This window comes from Xanthomonas fragariae (genome assembly GCF_900183975.1).
Lineage (GTDB): Bacteria > Pseudomonadota > Gammaproteobacteria > Xanthomonadales > Xanthomonadaceae > Xanthomonas > Xanthomonas fragariae.
In genome coordinates, this window is sequence record NZ_LT853882.1 from 3,567,778 (window position 1) to 3,587,868 (window position 20,091).

A 20,091-nucleotide genomic window follows, 5' to 3' on the forward strand; every position below is an offset into this window, starting at 1 on the left:
GCCTGAGCAGGCACCCGGTGCATGTATTCTGGCCGGACGTTGCAGCTGGGGCCGATAGCCCATTGGTACTATTCATTGCCCACCGGCTGAACGTCGGCTTACACTTCAGCCGCGCCGCTGCCGGCCGTTGATCCCGTTCAACGCAGACACCGATTCTGCACCGTCGTCGTCTGGACCTGCGCGCTTGCTGAAGTCATTCATTGCGACGGCCATGGCAGGATGCCCGGCCCCTTCTCATTGCCGAAGAATATTCCTATGCGCATCAATCCGCTCCTTCTTGCGTTGGCCATCACCGCCGCGCCCGCTGCCGCCAACGCAGCCACCTCGCTCGAAAACTGGCCAACCAAGTACACCTTCGATGATGGCACCGAAGTTGGCGTGTTCGGCACGTTCGCCTACGACGACAACAACTTCTACAATGATGACCGCCTGGAAGACCGTACCGACTTTCGCCGAAAGGAATTGGGAGCCACCATCAAGAAAAAGGGCGTCTACGACGCCATGGTGAATTTCGACTTCGAAACCAAGCTGTGGCTGGACGTGTTCTTCCGCGTCGAGACCAAGGCGCTGCTGGGCCAGGATTACGGCCGCGTACGTCTGGGCTACATGAAGGTGCCGGTGGGTCTGGAAGCGGTGCAGAGCTCGCGCGTCGGCAGTTTCATGGAACTGGGCCTGCCGGTGCAGGCTGTGTACCAGGGCCGCCGTACCGGCATGGAATGGACCCTGGAACGCCAGGAGTACCTGCTGCAGGCCGGCGCCTACGGCGGCAAGGATCTGCAGGGTGACAATCCGGGCACCACCCAGGCCGTGCATACGGTGTGGACCCCGATCAAGGCCGAAGGCGAGGTGTTGCATCTAGGTATCGCCGGCTCGGTCGAGAACCCGCGCGGCTTCAGTGACGGCCGCGGCGTGTCCTTCAGCCCGCGTGTACGCCTGCGTGCCCGCCCGGAAGCCGGGCTGACCGACGTGCGTTTGATCGACACCGGCACCATTGTCGATGTGGACCACGTAGTCCGCACCGGCCTGGAAGCGGTCTGGATCCACGGCCCGTTCTCGCTGCAGAGCGAAGCACTGCGCGCCGAAGTGGCGCGTAACGAAGGACTGCCGCACTTCATCGCACAGGGCCAGTACGTTTATGGCACCTGGACGCTGACCGGCGAGTCGCGCACCTACACCAGCGGCTTACCGGGCAACATCAAGCCGGCGCACGACTACGGCGCGGTCGAGCTGACCGCCCGCTACAGCCGCCTGAATCTGGAAGACAACAACGTCCATGGTGGCCGTCAGCACGACACCACCATCGGCGCCAATTGGTATCTCACCAGCCACTTCAAGTTCCAGGCCAACTACAGCTGGGTGGATGCCTCGCGCAATGGCGTCCATGAGACCCCGCACGTGATGGAACTGCGTGCGCAGGTGCAGTTCTAGGCGTCGCTAATGGCGATGCACTGCGCGGCTGACGCCGCCCAGTGTCTGCGCCCGCTGCAACGTGGTAACGCACACCAGCGCGTGTGCCCATGCGGCCGCATCCTCGCTGAGAGTGCGGCCGCAGTCGTTTGTGGCGGTTGTCTGTGATGACTGATGCGATGGTTGGCAAGCCGAGAGCTGCGCGATGCCGGGGCAGACCGCCATACTTGTCGATATGTACGCCTCGCAACGCCGCCGCCTGCTGCTCACCTCGACAATAGTGCTGGGCGGAATGTTCGTGGCCATGCTCGCGGCCGGGCACTTCGTCGAACAAAGTGCCTTGCACGACGAAAGCGCCACCGTGCGGCGTCAGCTACGCTTGTATGCGCAGGCGCTGCAGCAGCGCATCGATCGCTATCGCACGCTGCCGCAGATTCTAGCGCTGGACCCGGAGCTACGCGCTGCGGTCTCGGTCCCGTTGTCGCCCGAGCAGGTGGAACAGCTCAATCGCAAACTGAAGCGTGCCAACAACGTCACTCAGTCCTCCACGCTGACACTGATCAACCACGATGGCATTGCATTGGCGGCCAGCAACTGGCAGGCCGCACGCAGCAACGTGGGGGTGGACTACGCATTCCGTCCGTATTATCAGCAGGCGTTGGCCACCGGCAGCGGCAGTTTCTACGGCATCGGCATGACCACAAGCGAGCCGGGCTATTTCCTGTCGCAGGCCATCGCCGATTCCGCAGGCAAGGTGCAAGGCGTGGTGGTGATCAAGATCGCGCTGGCTGCACTGGAGCGCGAATGGCTGCAGACACCGGATATCGTGCTGGCTTCCGATGCGCACGATGTGGTGTTTCTGGCCAGCCGCCCCGGGTGGCGCTACCGCATGCTCGCCCCGCTGAACCAACGCGATCGCAGCGAATTGCAGAGCACACGTCAGTACGCCGATCAGGGCTTGCTGCCGCTGCGGCGTCGGCTGATCGAGCAGACCGGCTTCGGCGGTGTGCTGGCCGAAATCCGCGACCCGCCGCTCAGCGCGCCTGTGCTGTGGCAGACCCTGGACGTGCCGGAAAGCGGCTGGCGCCTGCATCTGTTGCACGACACCCGCGCCAGTGTCGCCGCCGGGCGCGCCGCCGCGATTGCCGCTGCAGGTGCCTGGTTGGCGCTGGCCTTGTTGTGGTTGTTCGTGCAGCAGCAGCGGCGGCTGTCGGCGTTGCGCCAGCGCAGCCGGCATGAACTGGAAACCTTGTTGCAACAACACGCCGAAGAACTGCGCACTGCACAGGACCGGGTGGTCACCGCCGCGCAACAGGCCAATTCCGGCCTGAGCCGCAGCCTGGAACATCTGCCGCAAGGCGTGGTGGTGATCGACGATGCGCTCAATCTGGTGGCGTGGAATTCGCGCTATGTGGAGCTGTTCCGCTTCCCGCCCGAGCTGCTCAAGATCGGCCGCCCGATCGAGGATCTGTTCCGCTTCAATGCACGCCGCGGCCTGCTCGGGCCGGGGCCGATCGAAGCGGCCATCGAACGCCGTCTCAACCATCTGCGTAGCGGCAAACCGCATATGCGCGAAAGCGAGAAAGAAGACGGCACGGTGCTGGAAATCCGTGGCAATCCGCTGCCCGATGGCGGATTCGTCACCAGCTACGCCGACATCACCAGCTACAAGAACGCCGCACGCGAACTGCGCTCATTGGCCGACGCATTGGAACATCGCGTCGCCGAACGCACCCGCGATCTGGCCGCGGCCAAGCGCGAAGCAGAAAGCGCCAACCGCTACAAGACCCGCTTCGTCGCCTCGGCCGTGCACGATCTGCTGCAGCCGCTCAACGCCGCACGCATGTTCGTCTCCGTGTTGCGTGGGCACGTGCATGAAGCGGGCAGCGCACGCGTGGTAGACAACATCGAAAGTGCGCTGGCTGCGCAGGACGCCATCCTCAACAGCCTGCTGGACATCTCGCGCCTGGAAGCCGGCAGCCTGAAAACGCAGGTGCGCGATTTCGCAATCTCCCCGTTGCTGGAAACGTTGGCGCGCGAGTTCGGCATCCTCGCCGAAGACCGCGGCCTGGTGCTGGATTGGGTGCCGACCTCCGCAGTGGTGCTGAGCGATGAAAATCTGCTGCGTCGCATCCTGCAGAACTTTCTGTCTAACGCCATTCGCTACACGCCGCGTGGGCGCGTACTGATCGGCTGCCGTCGCCGCGGTGGCTGGCTGCGTATCGAAGTGCACGACCAAGGACCCGGCATTCCCGACGCCTTGCAACATGAAATCTTCGAGGAATTCCGCCGCCTGGACGACGGTGTGGCCAACGATCGCGGCGCAGGCCTGGGACTGGCCATCGTCGAACGCATCGGCCGCTTGCTCGGCCACCGCATCGGCCTGCGCTCTACCCTGGGTGGCGGCAGCGTGTTTTCGGTCACCGTGCCGCTGGGCGAACGCGCCGCGATCGCTGCGCGGTTGCCGCCGCCTGCCACCAATGCAGAGCACGGCAACGACCCCATCCTGCACGGTTGCCGGGTGTGGTGTGTGGACGACGACCCGCGTGTCTGCGAGGCCACCCGCGCGCTGCTGGAACGCTGGGAATGCCGCGTGGATTTCGCTGGCGGCCCCGACGATGCATTGGTCAGCGCCAACGCCGACGACGTGCCGGAATTGCTTTTGCTGGATGTGCGCATGGGCGAGCACTACGGCCCCATGCTGCTGCCGCAGCTGATGGAACGCTGGCAGCGCGAGCCCCGCATCATCCTGGTGACTGCGGAGCCCGATCCGGCCTTGCGCGTACACGCACAGGAATTGGGATGGGGCTTTTTGTCCAAGCCGGTCCGCCCACCCGCACTACGTGCGCTAATAACGCAGATGCTGCTGTGGCGTAGGTGATGCGGCAGGCTGCGCGTGCTGTCAGGATCGCGATGAAAGCGGTTGGCCGATTTTTCTCCCCCCGAAAAATGGGAGTTACCATGTTCAAACACACCTATCTGATTTTGATCTTGTTGCCGGTTGCAGCCTGCGCGTTAGGCTTTACCGCGCAGGTGATACGCCCAGGGTTCCGTAGACACTCAAGACCCTCGTTGCGCGTAGCGCCGTTCAAACTCTACAGGGGACAGGTCGCCAGTTGAACCGTGGCGGCGGTTGGGGTTGTAGAACATTTCGATGTAGTCGAATACCTCGGCGCGAGCGGCGTCCTTGGTGGGATAGATCCGCCGCCTGATCCGCTCGCGTTTGAGCAGGCCGAAGAAGCTCTCCACGGGTGCGTTGTCGTGGCAGTTGCCACGCCGACTCATGCTGCACACCACGCCATGGGACGCCAGGAAACTGCGCCAGTCATCGCTGGTGTAGACAGACCCTTGGTCCGAATGAACCAGGCAACCAGCGTTGGGTTTGCGCCGCCACACCGCAGACAACAAGGCCTGCACGACCAACTCGGTGTCGGCCCGATCGCGCATCGCCCAGCCGACGACCTGCCGGGAAAACAGATCGATCACAACAGCCAGGTACATCCAGCCTTCATGCGTGCGGATGAAGGTGAAATCGCTCGCCCAGGCCGTGTCCGGCTCAGTCACGTCGAACTGTCGGTCAAGCAGGTTGGCCGCCGCCTTGCACTGCATTCCTCCATGGAAGCGCGGTTTGCGACCATAGCCCACCTGGGCACGCAGTCCCTCGGTGCGCATCAGCCGATGCACCCGATGGCGACTGCAACGCTCACCCAGATCGCGCAGATCCCTGGTGATCTTGCGATGCCCATAGACACTGCCGCTGGCCAGCCAGTGGTGCTTGATCAGTCCAAGCAAGCGCTCATCTTCCTTGGCGCGCTCACTGTTGGGCGAGCACAACCAGGCGTAATAGCCCGACCGGTTGACCCGACGTCCCCCCAATTTTGAGTAGCGCCTCAGTTTGGAGTCCAATTCCCTACCCCGAGGAGATTGGACGTGAAGAAGCGTTTTACCGAAGAGCAGATAATTGGCTTCCTGCGCGAAGCCGAAGCAGGCGTGGCGATCAAAGACCTGTGCCGGCGCCATGGCTTCAGTGAGGCCTCGTACTCCCTGTGGCGCAGCAAGTTCGGCGGGATGAGCGTGCCCGATGCCAAGCGACTCAAGGACCTTGAGTCCGAAAACGCGCGGCTGAAGAAGTTGCTGGCCGAGCAGCTGTTCGAGAACGACCTGATCAAGGATGCGCTGCGAAAAAAGTGGTGAGCGCACCGGCGCGTCGTGCGCTGGTGCGCGAGTGGATCGGGTGCGGTGCCAGCGAGCGTCGCGCCTTGGCGGCGATCGGCATGAGCGCCAGTGCGCTGCGCTATCGCCCGTGCGAAGACCGCAACGTTGAGCTACGCGAGCGCATTCTTGCGCTGGCGCATCGCCATCGCCGCTATGGCGTGGGGATGATCTATCTCAAACTTCGTCAGGAAGGACGCGTCGTGAACTACAAGCGTGTGGAGCGGTTGTACCGCGAACAGCAGTTGCAGGTCCGGCGCCGCAGGCGCAAGAAGGTGCCGGTGGGCGAGCGCCAACCATTGTTGCGGCCATTGCAGGCCAACCAGGTGTGGTCGATGGACTTCGTGTTCGACCGCACTGTGGAAGGTCGGGTGATCAAGTGTCTGGTGATCGTGGACGACGCAACCCACGAAGCGGTCGCCATCGACGTGGAGCGCGCGATCTCGGGACACGGCGTTGCGCGCGTGCTGGACCGACTGGCACACAGCCGTGGCCTGCCGCAGGTGATCCGCACCGAGCGCGAAGCCTGCCCTCGGGGCACAACAGCAAGGAGTTTTGCGGCAGGGCGATGGTCGCCTGGGCGCACGCCCGTGGTGTGCAGCTACGGCTCATCCAGCCGGGCAAACCGAACCAGAACGCCTACGTCGAATCGTTCAACGGCCGACTACGCGACGAATGCCTCAACGAGCACTGGTTCCCAACACTGCTGCACGCGCGCACCGAGATCGAACGCTGGCGACGCGAATACAACGAGGACCGACCCAAGAAAGCAATCGGCGGCATGACGCCGGCCGCTTATGCCCAACATCTGACAAACACCGATATCATCAGGCCCGGACTCTAAACCCGGCCGCTACTCAGGGCGGGGGGACGTCGGTCCCGCAATACCCGGCACATCGCACACACCCTGAATTCCCCACAGTGGGCTTGCATGAAGGCGTACTTTGCCCTTACCCCTTGGCAAAGTACGCGGCGGCCTTTTTAGTCGCCCCTGAAAAACCCCAACCACCCAACGACCGCAAGGCCTTGATGTCTGCACCGGCGTGCCAAAACTACCAGTGTTCGCTACGCTGAAGGCTGGTTTCTTGCAATTTGCGCCCATGCGTACACGCCGTCCTGCTGCCGAAGACAGACCCGCCGACGAGTTGTTTCGTTCGCGGCTGGAGAACTAGATCGATCTGCGTCATCCGCTGGCGCGGCTGAGCCAACGGATGCCGTGGACGGCGTTGGAGCAAGCACTTTCATCGCGCTTGCCGGCCACCCAGGCCGGTGGCGGTCGGCCGGCATTGCCGGTGCGGCTGATTGCCGGTTTGCTCTACCTCAAACACGCTTACGACCTGTCCGATGAAGCGGTGTGCGAGCGCTGGCTGGAGAATCCGTACTGGCAGTTCTTCACCGGCGAGGTCGTGTTCCAGACGCGTTTGCCGTGCGATGCCAGCTCGCTGACGCGCTGGCGGCAGCGCCTGGGTGAGGCCGGGATGGAAGAGCTGCTGGCGCACACCATCAACGCCGCGCACGCGATGCAGGCGGTGGACGCACGCGAGTTGTCGCGGGTGATCGTGGACACCACGGTGCAGGAAAAGGCGATCGCCTATCCGACCGACAGCCGTTTGCTGGAGGTGGCACGCAAGAAGCTGGTGTTACTGGCCAAGCGGCACAGCATCGGATTGCGGCAGAGCTACGCGCGGCAAGGCCCGGCCCTGAGCCGCAAGGCAGGTCGGTATGCGCATGCGCGCCAGTTCAAGCGGATGCGGCGCGTCCTGCGACGTCAACGCACAGTGCTGGGACGGCTCGTGCGCGACATCCAACGCAAACTCGATCAGGTAAACACCGGCGTGCGCGAGCGCATCGCTGTCTGGCTGGAACGTGCGCAACGGCTGTGCACGCAGCGTCCGAAGGACAAACAAAAACCCTACGCATTGCATGCCCCGGAAGTGGAATGCATCGGCAAGGGCAAGGCGCGTCAAGCGTACGAATTCGGCGTCAAGGTCGGCATTGCGGTCACCGCCTGCAAGGGATTGGTCGTGGGTGCGCGCAGCTTCCCGGGCAACCCGTACGACGGCGATACCTTGGCCGAGCAGCTGGAGCAGACACGCGGGTTGCTGCAGGATGTGAGCGTAGAACCGACGGTGGCGATCGTGGACCTGGGCGATCGCGGGCGCGAAGTCGATGGCGTGCAGGTCCTGCATCGCGGCAAGGCCAAGACGCTGACGCGACGGCAATGGCGCTGGATCAAGCGACGGCAGGCGGTGGAGCCGGTGATCGGACATCTGAAAGACGACTGCCGGTTGCGTCGCTGCAGGCTGAAAGGTGCCCAAGGCGATGCGCTGCACGTGCTCGGCTGCGCGGCCGGCTACAACCTGCGCTGGCTGCTGCGCTGGATCGCGTTTTTGCGTACCTGGATGCGGGCGATGGGATGGTCATCCTTGAGTACCGCGCCGCTGTCACCGACGGCACTTGGCGCTTGAAGGGGATTTTTCAGGGACGACTTTTTAGGATGTCGCGCTCCTCGGTCACTCGACGCAACTCTGCCTTCAGCCGCCGAACCTCGGCGCTCTGGTCCACCTCGGCGCGCTGCACCACGCCAGGCTTGCCGAACTTGCGCAGCCAGGCGTAGAGGCTGTGCGTGGTGACACCCAGTCGCTCCGCGACTTCTGCCACCTTGAAACCACGATTGGTCACTTGCCGGACCGCCTCGATCTTGAATTCATCCGTATACCGCTTGCTGCTCATAGACACCTCCGAATCGACCATTTTCGATGGCCTTGAGATGTCTAGGAAACCCTGGGCGTATCAGCAACGCCTGCCGACTCCGTGCAGCCCTCCGGGCCGGTCCGCGCCGACATGGATCCCTATACGGTCAATAGGTTGAACAACGTGCTGAACCAGGTCTCAAAGCATCGCGGCCTGAGCGCAGGGCATCTGATCGACGTGATTTCTGCAGAATTTCTCGACACGCCTTACCGAAGCCATATGTTGCAGGGTTCGGCCACGACGCCGGAGAAACTGATCATCGACTTCACCGGTCTGGATTGCTTCACCTATCTGGACTACGTCGAAGCTGCACGCAGCGCGTATTCCCAGCAAGATTTCATCAGTCGACTGATACTCACCCGCTACGTCAACAGCATCGTCGGCTTTACGTATCGCAAGCATTTGTTTTCGGATTGGGTCAACCGACCATACGAACTCGCCAACGACATCACCGCAACAATCAGCCCCGATGCGGTCAGTGTGGTCAAAATGCTCAACTTGAAGGCAGACGGCGGCAATTATCTGCCCGGGTTGCCGGTCGTGCAGAGGACCATCACCTACATCCCCACCGAACACATCGGCCGTAACGTCGTCCGACAGCTTCGCACCGGCGACTACATTGGCATCTACACGCACGAAACTGGGCTGGATGTCACCCATGTCGGCTTTTTCGTCAGGACCAACAGGGGTCCGATGTTGCGCAATGCCTCATCGCAGGCGGAAAACCAAAAAGTCGTGGACTCACCACTTATGGAATACCTCGCACGGGCACCCGGCATCATCATCTATAGGGCCAAGCAATAAGAGCGGCTGGAAAATCGCGGCAAGCTGTCGGCGGGTCGTGGTAGCCTTCGAAAACAGTCTGACTGATTGCAGCTCCTGATTCACCGGTTCGCATCGCACCCCTGCACGGGGCCGCATGCGGTCGCTACCCAGCTGCACTGCTGCCGACCGCGATACGCGGCGCACACTGGACGGGATCGATCAGACCTCGCCTTCTGGCTCCAGCGCCTTGACCAGCACCGCCGCTTGCGTGCGGCTGTAGCAGTCGAGCTTTTTCAGGATCGCGGTGACGTGGACCTTGACGGTGTTTTCGGCAAGGCCCAGTTCGTGCGCGATCTGCTTGTTGAGCAGGCCATCGGCCAGGCTCAGCAGCACGCGAAATTGTTGCGGGGTGAGCTGGGCGAGCCTGGCCGCCAGTTGCGCATCGGCCTCCGAGCGCTCGGCGGTCATCGGCGGGAACCAAGTACCACCATCCAGCACACTGGCCACCGCGGTGCCGATCGATTCGGCCGGCGTGGATTTGGGAATGAAGCCGGCCGCGCCGAACTGCTGCGCACGACGGATCACGCGTGGGTGATCGTTGGAGGAGATCACCACCACCGGAATGTCCGGGTGCTCGCCACGCACATGCAGCAGCGCCGAGAAGCCGCGTGCACCCGGCATGGCCAGATCCAGCAGCACCAGCTCGGCCTGGGGATGCGACCGCAGCATCGCGCTCAACGTGGCGGCGCTGGAAGCCTCAACCACATTGGCCTGCGGAAGGGTGTGCTGCAGCACGTGGATCACGGCGGCACGGAACAGCGGGTGGTCGTCGGCGACGAGAATGGTGAGAGCGGCCATGCGCCAAGTCTGGCACATGGCTGTGTCGGTTTATCGCATCCATGTGCGACTAGATGACGCCAAGCAGCAGGTGCTGCATGGGCGCGCCGGATGCTGGCGCGTTTGGGAAGACCGCCGACCTGCGCACCGTCGGGACCCGCTGGCGGAATTGCAGACCCATCGCCGCAAGGCCTAACTTGCGCGAGGGCGAAGCTGGCATGGCGATCAAGCACTTGTGCCGGCGGCTGTGTGTGCCACCTTCACTCGCACGCTGGTTTTGAGTGTTAGCAACGTTGCTCTCGGCGACACACACACCGTTGTTGCCTATGGCTTGAGCCGTCGAGAATTTAACGGCAATGAAAAATCTGGCCTCGCAGGACTCAAGTCATTTGCGTTTGTACGCACCGCTGTCGCCCACATCGGCGCGTGAAACGCGCATTCCCTGCCTGATCGCTCAACGTCACCAAACATCAGCTGCACGATGTCTCTTCACTCTGAGTCGATCGTGTCGCGTATCTGCGGGGCGTCGTTTGAAAGTCCGCTAACGCGGCGGCTGCGTACTCGCCCGCCAGGCTTCCAGAAACTGGCGGCGCTTGAGTTTGTCCAGATACACCAGCAGGCCGGGGCCGAGTGGAATCGGGCGGAACGGTGGCTGCGCCGAGTCGCCACGTCCACCGGCGGCTGGCAGGATCGGCATCAGCCGCGCCTCGCGCGAGAGCACCTGCTGGCCGCGTGGCGACAGCAGATAGTCGAGAAATCTGCGTGCTTCGGGCGCATGTGGCGCAGTCTTGGGGATCACCGCAGTACGCAGCGCCACCAGCGTGTAGTCCTGCGGCTGCACGATACCCAGCGCTGCGCCAGCATCGATGCGCGCCTGCGCATACGAGCCGAGCACGTTGTAGGCCAACAACAGCTCGCCGCGGCTGACGCGGTCGAGCAAGGTGCCGGTACGCTCTTCCAGTGCGACGTGGTTTGCCCCCAACGCAGCCAGCAGCGCGCCGGCGATGCTGCCCACCTGCCCGTCCTGGGTGGCGAACAGATAGCCCACTCCGCTGCGTTCGACGTCGTAGGTGCCCACTCGCCCGCGCAACGGTGCGTCGGGCGCGCGCAACAAGGCCAGCAATTGGCGACGCGTGCGTGGCACGCGTGCGGCATCCAACTTGCGCGTGTTGTAGACGATGGCCACCGGCTCGTAGCTGATGCCGAACACTTCGTGCCGCCATTGCGCCCAGGCAGGCAGCGCTTCGGTCTGTGCCGAGCGATGCGCGAGCGCGTAACCGTCATTCACCAGTTTGGTCTGCAGATCCATACCGGCGCTGATAAACATGTCCGCAGCATGCGTGCCTGCGCCTGGATGCAGATAGTGGTCATAAATGTCCCAGGCGATCACGTCTTCGTAAATCACCTCGGTACCCGGATGCAGGCGCTGGTAGTCCTGGATGACCGCACCGAACACTTCCAGATCGGTAGAGCCTTGCACGCGCAATTGCGCCCGCAGCGGGCCCTGCGCGGGAAAGCGCCGCACATTGCCGGGTGCGGCGTGAACAACGCTGTGGGCCAGTAGCAAGAGCATCGCGCACACCAGACGCATCACGTGGCACCTCCTGGAAAATGCAGCGCGGCGATCAGCCCGCCGCCGATGCGGTTGGCCAGATCGATGTGCCCCCCATGCGCTTCGACCACGCGCTTGACGATGGCAAGCCCCAGCCCTGCGCCACCGGCCGGAGCATCGGGCCCACGCACGAAGCGCTCGAACACGCGTTCGGCTTCGGCTGCCGGAATGCCCGGGCCGTGATCGGCGATGGTCAGCACGTGATGGCTCCCATCGCTGGTGAGCGCCACCTGCAGCGGTGCACCGGCGCTGTATTTGCAGGCGTTGTCGATCAGGTTCTTCAGCGCCTCGCGCAGCAGCAACGCATCGCCGCGCAGCAGCGCCGGTTGCGGGTCGATCGCCAGTTGCACGCGTGGCGCGCCATCGCCGCGTGGCAGCGCTTCGTGCAAGGCCTGGTGCAACACCTCGGCAAGATCCACGGTGGCGAAGCGCTGAAGATTGGCGAGATGGATCACGCTGGCATCGCTGAGCAATTGGTTGAGCAGCCGGCTCATATGGCTGGCGTTGCGCTCGATCGCCACCAGGCTGCGTTGCATGTCGCGCGGGTCGTCGTCGTCCATCGCCAGCTGCGCCTGCGCACGCAAGGCCGCCAGCGGCGTGCGCATCTGGTGCGCGGCATCGGCCATAAATGCGCGCAAGGTATCGTTGCTGGACGACAGCCGCGCCATGAAACGGTTGAGTGCGGTAACCATCAACTGCATTTCCTGCGGTGCCGGCACGCTGAGCGGTTTGAGATCAGACGGCTCGCGCCGCGACAGATCGCGCTCGATACGCTGCAATGGACGCAGGGCGCGATACACACCCAGCCACACCAGACCCAGCGCAAGCAGCGACAGCACGCCGATCGCCACCAACGCATTGAGCACCACATCGCGCGCCACCGCATCGCGCGCACGCCGGGTCTGGCCTACCTGCACCCGCACCTCGCCCTGCCCGGACGCCGATGCCACCCGGTGCATCACCACCGCAAAACGCACCGGCTCGCCGCTGTACTGCGCATCGAACAACAACGGGCGCTCATCGCGGAGCGAGCGTGGTGGCAGCGGCAGATTGTCTTCGCCGGTGATGGTGTGCCCCTGCGCATCGAACACGCGATAGAACACGCGATCCTCCGGTGCCATGCCGAGCAGATCCAGCGAAGCGTACGGCAGATCCACCTGCCAGTCGCCACCGACCAACGCCACGCTGTCGACGATGGACAGCGCCGAGGACACCAGCAGATGATCGTAGGAGCGATTGGCCGCACGCGCGCCGTAATTGCGCGCGGCAAAGAACAGCACCACTGCGCCCAGCAGCGACAAACTGCCCAGATACAGCAGCAAGGTGCGCCGGATCGACGGCGCCACCGTCAGCGTCTCAGCCATCGACACTTGGCTCCACCGGTGCATGCGGGTCGGCTTCTTCGAGCTTGTAGCCAGCACCGCGTACCGTGACGATGCGCAACGGCGCACCTGCCAACTTGCGACGTAGCCGCCCAACATACAGCTCGATGGCATTGGGCCCGGCATCGTCGTCGAAGCCGAACAATCCGTTGCCGATCTCGTCCTTGCCCACCACGTGACCCAGACGACCGATCAGGATTTCGAACAGCCGATATTCGCGATTGGGCAGTTCGATCGGCGCGCCCTCCAGCATCAGCGTGTGTGCGGCGTTGTCGAACACGAAGCCACCGATCTGCACCACCTCGCTGGCCTGGCCGCGATTGCGCCGTAGCAGCACGCGGCAACGCGCCTCCAACTCGCGAAAGTCGAACGGCTTACCCAGGTAATCGTCCGCACCGACATCCAATGCCTGTACGCGGTCCTCGATACCATCGCGCGCCGTCAGCATCAGCACCGGCGTGGTGTCGCCACGCTCGCGCATCCCGGCCAGCACACGCAAGCCATTCAGCTTGGGCAAACCAATATCCAGCACCACCAGATCGAAGCTCTGATAGCGCAACACGCTCGCCGCCGCCAAGCCATCGGACTGCCAATCCACCGCATGCCCGCTACGGCGCATACGCCGTACGATGGCATCGGCGAGGTCGGCGTTGTCTTCTACAAGCAGCAGGCGCATGGACGGGATCGGGGAGTCGGGATTGGGGATTTGCTACAACGGTTCCTTGCGGCCGGAAGGTAACAGGCCGCGCAAACAAAAGCTTCTTTATGCGCTTGCGAATCCCCATTTCCAACTCCCCACTCCCTGCCCCAACGACAGGTCCCTGACAGCTTCGCCGGACTAGGCTGCTGCCAACGCATCCGCGGCGGCTTTGCGGCGCATCCCTGAACGTGATTCACACATGCACCTGGGAGGGTCAGTGAGCAAAGATAACTTGCGTCTGCGCGCGTTCACTTCCTGCGCTGCGATCTGCCTGGCACCTGCGGCGCATGCCGCCCATGACGAGGGTCCGTTCACCGCCGAGGTAGGTGGGCGTGTGCATTGGGACTTCACCATGTTCGACAACGACGAACGCGGCACGCCCGAGCGTAACGACACCCAGTTTCGTCGCGTCTGGCTGGAGGTGGCGGGCACGTTCTATGGATTCAATTACAAGGCCGAAGCGGAATTTGCCGGCCTGCAGTACGAAGCCGGTAGCCGCGGCATCCTTGCGCGCGATGTCTATATCGCCAAGAAGTTTTCCGCCGGTACTCTGACCGTGGGCCAGTTCAAGCAATACTTCTCGCTGGACGATCGCACTGGCTCCAACTACGGCCCGTTCCTGGAACGCGGCTACGCAGCGACCACATTGGCGCCGATCTATCGCAAGGCGATCTCCTGGCAGGCCAATCGCCTCGATGCGACGTGGTCCACTGCGGCCTACAGCCTTGAAAGCATCGACAACTCGTCCACCAAGGGCGGTGCGCTCGGAACGCGCCTGACCTTCGCGCCGGAGATGGGCCAAGCACGTCTGCGCCATCTGGGCGTGTCGCTGGCGCACGAGCGCTATTCGCATCCTGGCAGCGGCGACGCAGCCTCATTGCTGATCCGTCCGCGGCCGGAAAACGATCTGGCCAACAACAGCCGCATCACGCTGGCGCGCTTTGCCGATGGCCGCAATACCGATTTCGACAAATGGTCGTTGGAATATGCCGAAGTGCTCGGCCCGTGGTCGTGGCAGAGCGAATTCAGCGGCGGCCTGCTCGACGACGGTGCGCAGCAAGCCAAGGTGATGGCGTCGTACGGCCTGGTCAGCTGGTTCGTCACCGGCGAGTCGCGCGGCTACGACCGCAAGACGGGGCGTTTCAGCCGCATCAAGACGCCTAATTATCCTCGCGGCGCGTTCGAGCTGGCATTGCGCTACGACTACATGTGCGGCGACCAGCATCTGGATGGCCAGCCCAGCTTCATCGACGCCAGCACGCAGTCGTGGACGCTGGGCGGCAACTGGTATTTCAAGCCGAATCTGCGCGTGATGCTCAATGTGATCGACAGCCGTAACCGCGACCGCATGGTCGATGCGCTGGTCGATCACACGCTGGCGTTGACCGGCCGATTTCAGTATGACTTCTGACGCTCTTAGATGACTTTCCACCTGTAATGCGTTACCGCGGCCGCGCTCATACGCAGCAGCGCGCTCCACCCTCCCCTTGCTGCACGCCTCAAAGGATTTGCCCGCATGCTGACCGCACTCGGTTTCGGAATGGTGATCACCTTCATGTACCTGATTATGAGCAAGCGGCTGTCGCCGCTGGTGGCTCTGATCACGGTGCCGATCGTGTTCGCGTTGCTGGACGGCTTCGGCACCGGCATCAACGAGATGATGCTCGAGGGCATCAAAAAAATCGCGCCGACCGGCGTGATGTTGATGTTCGCCATTCTCTACTTCGGGGTGATGATCGATGCCGGGCTGTTCGACCCTTTGGTCGGCCGTATCCTGCGTTTGGTCAAGGGCGACCCGCTGAAGATCATGATGGGCACGGCAATCCTGGCAATGCTGATTTCGCTCGACGGCGATGGTTCCACCACCTACATGATCACCGTGTCGGCGATGTTGCCGCTGTATCAGCGCCTGGGCATGAACGCGCTCAACCTTACCTGCGTCACCATCCTGGCCAGCGGCGTGATGAATCTGACCCCCTGGGGCGGCCCCACCGCACGTGCCGCCACCGCCTTGCATGTAGATCCGGCCGACGTGTTCGTGCCGCTGGTGCCGGCAATGGCAATGGCGATCGCAGGCATCATCGCGCTGGCGTGGTTGTTGGGCATGCGCGAGCGTCGTCGCATGGGTGTAGTGCGCATGCCCGCCGACGGCAACTGGCTGGACATCAGCATTCCCGAAGACAACAACGCACTGCCGCGCGTGGAAGACACCGAGGACATGAAGCGTCCCAAGCTGCTGTGGGTGAATTTGATATTGACACTGGCACTGATAGCCGCGTTGGTGGTCGGCGTGATGCCAATGGCGGTGCTGTTCATGATCGGCTTTGCGCTGGCGCTGATGATCAATTACCCCAACCTGGCCGAGCAGCGCCGTCGGCTGGTCAGTCACGCTGGCAATGTGTTGTCGGTGGTTTCGCTGATTTTTGCAGCGGGCATCTTCACCGGCATCCTGTCCGATACCGGCATGGTCGAAGCGATGTCGCGCAGCTTTCTGGCAGTGATCCCCAACAGCTGGGGCCCGTATCTGGCAGTGATCACCGCGATCGTCAGCATGCCGTTTACGTTCTTCATGTCCAACGATGCGTTCTACTTCGGCGTGCTGCCTATCCTGTCCGAAGCCGCCAGCCACTACGGCATCACCCCGGTGGAGATGGCCCGCGCCTCGCTCGCCGGCCAACCGGTGCATCTGCTCAGCCCGTTGGTGCCATCGACGTATTTGCTGGTCGGCCTGGCCAAGGTTGACTTCGCCGACCATCAACGCTTCACCCTGAAGTGGGCGGTGTTGATTTCGTTGTTGATGCTCGCCGGCGGATTGTTGTTCGGTGTATTTCCTTTGGCGCGTTGACCGCACGCCGGGATTGGGGTTTCGCTAAAGCGAAAGCCAACGCCCGCCTTTGCCAATCCCATCCTACTCATTCCCGAATCCCAACTCCGAAGGAGTTCGAAACATGACGCTTCGTATCGCATACGTCACCAGTGGCATGGGCAGTGTTGGTACCGCGATCTGCCAGAAGCTGGCTCGCAGCGGGCATACCGTGATCGCCGGTTGCGGGCCCAATTCGCCGCGTAAATCCTCGTGGCTGCGCGAGCAGCGCGAGCAAGGTTTCGACTTCGCTGCCTCCGAAGGCAATGCCGCCGATTGGGAGTCAACCGTGGCCGCGTTCGCCAAGGTCAAGGCCGAAGTGGGCGAGATCGATGTGTTGGTCAACAATGCAGGCGGTAGCCGTGACACCTTGTTCCGGCAGATGACGCGCGACGACTGGAATGCGGTGATCGCCAGCAACCTGCATTCGTTGTTCAACATCACCAAGCAGGTGGTTGATGGCATGACCTCGCGCGGCTGGGGGCGCATCGTCAACATCGGCTCGGTCAGCGCACACAAGGGGCAGATCGGGCAAATCAATTTCGCCACCGCCAAGGCAGCGATGCATGGCTTCAGTCGCGCGTTGGCGCAAGAGGTCGCCTCGCGTGGTGTCACCGTCAACACCATTTCGCCGGGTTACATCGCCAGCGCGTCGATCAGCAGCTTTCCGCCCGACGTGCTCGACCGCTTGGCCACCTCGGTGCCGGTGCGCCGGCTCGGCAAACCGGTTGAGGTCGCCGGCCTGTGCGCATGGCTGGCATCCGATGAGGCCGCCTATGTGACCGGCGCCGACTACGCTGTGAATGGCGGGCTCTACATGGGCTAGATTGGCTTAATACACATGTGCGTGATTGCGTTTCGCGCACACGTGCAAGCAGACTCCACTGCGCTGATCGATCCGTCTTTAGTGCGAACTGATTACACTTGGGTTTTTCCGCAGTGCGCTGCCATGGCCAAACCTTCAGAACGCGCCACGCTGGGTTCCCGCCCGCAGATGGCCGACATCGCCCGCATGGCGGGCGTGTCCGAATCCACTGTGTCGCGTGCATTGGCCGGCAGCCCGGTGGTGGCCGAACGTACCCGTGCCTACATCAAACAGATTGCGGCCGATGCCGGTTATCAGGTTGATCCGATCGCGCGCAGTCTGCGTGCAAAGCGCTCCAATACGGTAAGCGTTGCGGTGCCGATGATGCATGCGCTGGATCAGCCGCTGTCGGACCCCTTCATGATGACCATGCTGGCGCTGCTGGCCGAAGAACTCACCGGGCGCGGCTACAGCATGCTGCTGTCCAAGCTGGACCGGCACCAGGACGGTTGGGTGGAACAAATTGCGCGCGGCAGCCGCTCCGATGGCGTTATCGTGCTCGGGCAGAGTTCTGAACATGCAGCGCTGGATGAAGCCGCACGCGACGGGTTACCGATGGCAGTGTGGGGCAGCCGCATCCACGGGCAGTCCTACATCAGCGTGGGCAGCGATAACTTCCAGGGTGGCACGCTCGCCACCGAACACCTGATCGCCAACGGCCGTCGCCGTATCGCCTTCTTGGGCGACGATCAACTTCCCGAGGTTGCACCGCGCTTTGCCGGCTATCGCCATGCACTCGAGCGACACAGGCTGGAGTTCGATACGCGGCTACATGCATGCAGCCACTTCCTCAGCGAAGACGCCTACCGCCTCACCCGCGCCATGCTCAAAAAAACCGACCCGCCGGACGGGCTGTTCGCCGCCTCCGACGTGATTGCGGTCGGCGCGATCCGCGCTCTGGTCGAGGCCGGTCATCGCGTGCCGCAAGATATTTCGCTGGTCGGCTTCGACGATATTCCGATGGCCGCTCACAGCCAACCGCCGCTGACCACGGTGCGGCAGGATTTGGGGCTGGCCGCGCGGCTGCTGGTGGATCGGTTGTTGGCACTGGTCAGCGGCGAGGCAGTGCAATCAGTTGAGATGCCGGTGAAGCTGGTGGTGCGCGAGTCGGCCTGAGGCCGGGATTGGGGATGGTTGATTGAAAATTCGCAAGTCGCCGGCAATCCGAATTGTTCGCCGGCGACTGCAACAATCGCTACACCACCACGGCAGGCTTGCGCACCCGCACACACAGCATCGCCACCGCCGCGGCCAGCATCAGCGCGCCGGCAAGGCGGATCACGTTGCGCGGGTCGCCGTGCAGCAGCCGCTCGTAATACAGCGGCAAGGTCACGATCTGGATCAGCATCGGCAGCACGATGAACAGATTGAACAAACCCATGTACACGCCGGTGCGTTCGGGCGGAATGCTGTCGGCCAGCATCAGATACGGGTTGCCCATCATGCTGGCCCAAGCCAGGCCAATGCCGATCATCGGCAGCAGCAGCAACCAGCGGTCCTGGATGCCCGGCAACATCCACATGCCGATGCCGGCCACGACCAGACATGCCGCGTGCGTGTATTTGGGGCCGAAACGACGCACCACCGGCACCATTGCAAATGCGGCCAGAAACGCGATGAAATTGTAGAACCCACCGATCTGCCCGTTGACCAAACCGGCTTGGCGAAAGCCATGCGAATTGGCTTCGGTAGTGCCGAACAATGTGGTCGACAGCGACAGCACGATGTACTGCCAATAGCAAAAGATCGCGTACCACTGGAACAGCATTACCGGCGCCAGCTGACGCATGGTCGGCGGCATCGCACGCAATGCACTGGCGATCTCGCGCACGGTAGCGCCCAGGCCGGAACCGGCCTGGCGCATCCGCGCGATCTCTGCCGGCGAGATCACCGGTTCGCGCACGCTGCGCGCAGTAAGCAGGATCGACGCCGCAGAAAATCCCGCACCAATCACGAAGGCGGTAATGGTGACGTACGGAATGTGGTGCGCGTTGGCAGCATCCTGATTCATGCCCATCCACACCAGCAGCGGCGGGGTGAGATAGGCCAGCGTCTGCGCCAGACCAGTAAAGGCGCTCTGGGTGAGATACCCCAACGGCCTCTGCGGCGGCGCGAGCACATCGCTCACCAGCGCACGGTAAGGCTCCATCGCTACGTTATTGGCAGCATCCAATATCCACAGCAGGCACACCGCCATCCACAGCGCGGTACTGAACGGCATTGCCAGCAGGCACAGGCTGCACACCAGCGCCCCCAGCACCATATACGGCATGCGCCGGCCCCAACGCGTCACCGAGCGGTCGCTCCACGCACCCACGAACGGCTGCAGCACCAGCCCGGTGATCGGCCCGGCCAGCCACAGGTACGGCAGGCTGGCGTGGTCCGCACCCAAGTAGTTGTAGATCGGGCTCATGTTGCTCTGCTGCAGCCCGAAGCTGTATTGCACGCCAAAAAAACCGGCGTTGAGCGCCAGGATGCGCGCGAAGGAAAACGGAGGAACGGTCGACGGCATACGGGATCCAGGCAGCGGTGCGACTCCCAATGGCCGCAACGGGCTCTACCTTGAAATCTTTGCAATCGATTGTAACGCTGCGCCGCAGCATATTTCTTTTCTTGAATAAATTTCTTTAAAAAAATGGTCAAATTGTGCCGCGGCGTGCGCTTGCAATCGATTGTATTGCGGCGTATTACTGA

At 62.9% G+C, this 20,091-nt stretch carries 14 protein-coding genes and 3 pseudogenes; 10 read left to right on the plus strand and 7 right to left on the minus strand.

Going from position 1 to position 20,091, the window contains the following annotated elements; translation table 11 throughout:
• Positions 1–255 precede the first annotated feature (255 nt).
• Together PD885_RS16620 and PD885_RS16625 are read left to right on the plus strand one after the other, a co-directional pair.
• Positions 256–1,428 carry an OprO/OprP family phosphate-selective porin gene (locus PD885_RS16620; RefSeq protein WP_002804865.1) on the plus strand — a complete coding sequence of 391 codons (1,173 nt, stop codon included), beginning with the start codon at positions 256–258 and terminating at the stop codon, positions 1,426–1,428.
• Between the two features lie 214 nt (positions 1,429–1,642).
• Complete coding sequence (locus PD885_RS16625; RefSeq protein ID WP_002804864.1) at positions 1,643–4,288, plus strand: hybrid sensor histidine kinase/response regulator; 2,646 nt, start codon at positions 1,643–1,645, stop codon at positions 4,286–4,288.
• Positions 4,289–4,467: 179 nt separating this feature from the next.
• On the opposite strand, the pseudogene PD885_RS16630 reads toward PD885_RS16625, so the two are convergent.
• Positions 4,468–5,271, minus strand: a pseudogene (locus PD885_RS16630) (IS3 family transposase); the annotation flags it as partial.
• Between the two features lie 66 nt (positions 5,272–5,337).
• On the opposite strand from PD885_RS16630, the pseudogene PD885_RS16635 reads away from it, so the two are divergent.
• From PD885_RS16635 to PD885_RS16640, 3 genes and pseudogenes are all read left to right on the plus strand, one after another.
• A pseudogene (locus PD885_RS16635) lies at positions 5,338–6,463 on the plus strand (IS3 family transposase).
• A 199-nt stretch (positions 6,464–6,662) separates the two neighbouring features.
• Positions 6,663–6,791 carry a hypothetical protein gene (locus PD885_RS22450; protein WP_276526628.1) on the plus strand — a complete coding sequence of 43 codons (129 nt, stop codon included), beginning with the start codon at positions 6,663–6,665 and terminating at the stop codon, positions 6,789–6,791.
• Positions 6,792–8,087 (plus strand): IS5 family transposase, encoded by a 1,296-nt coding sequence (locus tag PD885_RS16640; RefSeq protein WP_231895780.1) that lies wholly within the window; start codon positions 6,792–6,794, stop codon positions 8,085–8,087.
• Positions 8,088–8,109: 22 nt separating this feature from the next.
• Here PD885_RS16640 and PD885_RS16645 read toward each other — a convergent pair.
• A pseudogene (locus PD885_RS16645) lies at positions 8,110–8,352 on the minus strand (transposase); the annotation flags it as partial.
• Between the two features lie 81 nt (positions 8,353–8,433).
• On the opposite strand from PD885_RS16645, the gene PD885_RS16650 reads away from it, so the two are divergent.
• The gene (locus PD885_RS16650; RefSeq protein ID WP_231892713.1) at positions 8,434–9,177 is read left to right on the plus strand and encodes a DUF1460 domain-containing protein; all 744 of its coding nucleotides are present in this window, start codon (positions 8,434–8,436) and stop codon (positions 9,175–9,177) included.
• 180 nt (positions 9,178–9,357) lie between these two features.
• Here the strand turns inward: PD885_RS16650 and PD885_RS16655 are convergent, their stop codons facing one another.
• The 4 genes from PD885_RS16655 to PD885_RS16670 all read right to left on the minus strand — a co-directional run bounded on the left by PD885_RS16655 (position 9,358) and on the right by PD885_RS16670 (position 13,645).
• Positions 9,358–9,996 (minus strand): response regulator, encoded by a 639-nt coding sequence (locus PD885_RS16655; RefSeq protein WP_002804860.1) that lies wholly within the window; start codon positions 9,994–9,996, stop codon positions 9,358–9,360.
• A gap of 520 nt (positions 9,997–10,516) precedes the next feature.
• On the minus strand, positions 10,517–11,566 hold the full coding sequence (locus PD885_RS16660) for an ABC transporter substrate-binding protein (RefSeq protein ID WP_040762417.1): 1,050 nt from the start codon (positions 11,564–11,566) through the stop codon (positions 10,517–10,519).
• Complete coding sequence (locus tag PD885_RS16665) at positions 11,566–12,951, minus strand: sensor histidine kinase (RefSeq protein ID WP_002804857.1); 1,386 nt, start codon at positions 12,949–12,951, stop codon at positions 11,566–11,568. Before PD885_RS16665 ends, PD885_RS16660 begins: the two co-directional genes overlap by 1 nt.
• Positions 12,944–13,645, minus strand: coding sequence for a response regulator (locus PD885_RS16670; RefSeq protein ID WP_002804855.1), 702 nt, complete (start codon positions 13,643–13,645; stop codon positions 12,944–12,946). The genes PD885_RS16665 and PD885_RS16670 overlap by 8 nt, the downstream gene beginning before the upstream one ends.
• A 241-nt stretch (positions 13,646–13,886) precedes the next feature.
• Here PD885_RS16670 and PD885_RS16675 point away from each other — a divergent pair, with 241 nt between their 5' ends.
• From PD885_RS16675 to PD885_RS16690, 4 genes are all read left to right on the plus strand, one after another.
• Complete coding sequence (locus tag PD885_RS16675) at positions 13,887–15,080, plus strand: OprO/OprP family phosphate-selective porin (RefSeq protein ID WP_002804852.1); 1,194 nt, start codon at positions 13,887–13,889, stop codon at positions 15,078–15,080.
• 105 nt (positions 15,081–15,185) lie between these two features.
• Positions 15,186–16,514, plus strand: coding sequence for a CitMHS family transporter (locus PD885_RS16680; protein ID WP_002804850.1), 1,329 nt, complete (start codon positions 15,186–15,188; stop codon positions 16,512–16,514).
• Between the two features lie 103 nt (positions 16,515–16,617).
• Complete coding sequence (gene phbB / locus PD885_RS16685) at positions 16,618–17,358, plus strand: acetoacetyl-CoA reductase (protein ID WP_002804848.1); 741 nt, start codon at positions 16,618–16,620, stop codon at positions 17,356–17,358.
• A 123-nt stretch (positions 17,359–17,481) separates the two neighbouring features.
• Entirely contained in the window at positions 17,482–18,513 is a 1,032-nt protein-coding gene (locus tag PD885_RS16690; protein ID WP_002804846.1) for a LacI family DNA-binding transcriptional regulator, read from the plus strand.
• Between the two features lie 79 nt (positions 18,514–18,592).
• On the opposite strand, the gene PD885_RS16695 is transcribed toward PD885_RS16690, so the two are convergent.
• Positions 18,593–19,909 (minus strand): MFS transporter, encoded by a 1,317-nt coding sequence (locus tag PD885_RS16695; RefSeq protein ID WP_002804845.1) that lies wholly within the window; start codon positions 19,907–19,909, stop codon positions 18,593–18,595.
• Between the last annotated feature and the right edge of the window lie 182 nt (positions 19,910–20,091).

Bases quoted from the DNA above. Each gene is read 5' to 3' on its own strand.
- PD885_RS16620 (WP_002804865.1), top strand. From the start codon at position 256: ATGCGCATCAATCCGCTCCTTCTTGCGTTGGCCATCACCGCCGCGCCC.
- PD885_RS16625 (WP_002804864.1), top strand. From the start codon at position 1,643: ATGTACGCCTCGCAACGCCGCCGCCTGCTGCTCACCTCGACAATAGTG.
- PD885_RS16655 (WP_002804860.1), bottom strand. From the start codon at position 9,996: ATGGCCGCTCTCACCATTCTCGTCGCCGACGACCACCCGCTGTTCCGT.
- PD885_RS16660 (WP_040762417.1), bottom strand. From the start codon at position 11,566: ATGCGTCTGGTGTGCGCGATGCTCTTGCTACTGGCCCACAGCGTTGTT.
- PD885_RS16665 (WP_002804857.1), bottom strand. From the start codon at position 12,951: ATGGCTGAGACGCTGACGGTGGCGCCGTCGATCCGGCGCACCTTGCTG.
- PD885_RS16670 (WP_002804855.1), bottom strand. From the start codon at position 13,645: ATGCGCCTGCTGCTTGTAGAAGACAACGCCGACCTCGCCGATGCCATC.
- PD885_RS16680 (WP_002804850.1), top strand. From the start codon at position 15,186: ATGCTGACCGCACTCGGTTTCGGAATGGTGATCACCTTCATGTACCTG.
- phbB (WP_002804848.1), top strand. From the start codon at position 16,618: ATGACGCTTCGTATCGCATACGTCACCAGTGGCATGGGCAGTGTTGGT.
- PD885_RS16690 (WP_002804846.1), top strand. From the start codon at position 17,482: ATGGCCAAACCTTCAGAACGCGCCACGCTGGGTTCCCGCCCGCAGATG.
- PD885_RS16695 (WP_002804845.1), bottom strand. From the start codon at position 19,909: ATGCCGTCGACCGTTCCTCCGTTTTCCTTCGCGCGCATCCTGGCGCTC.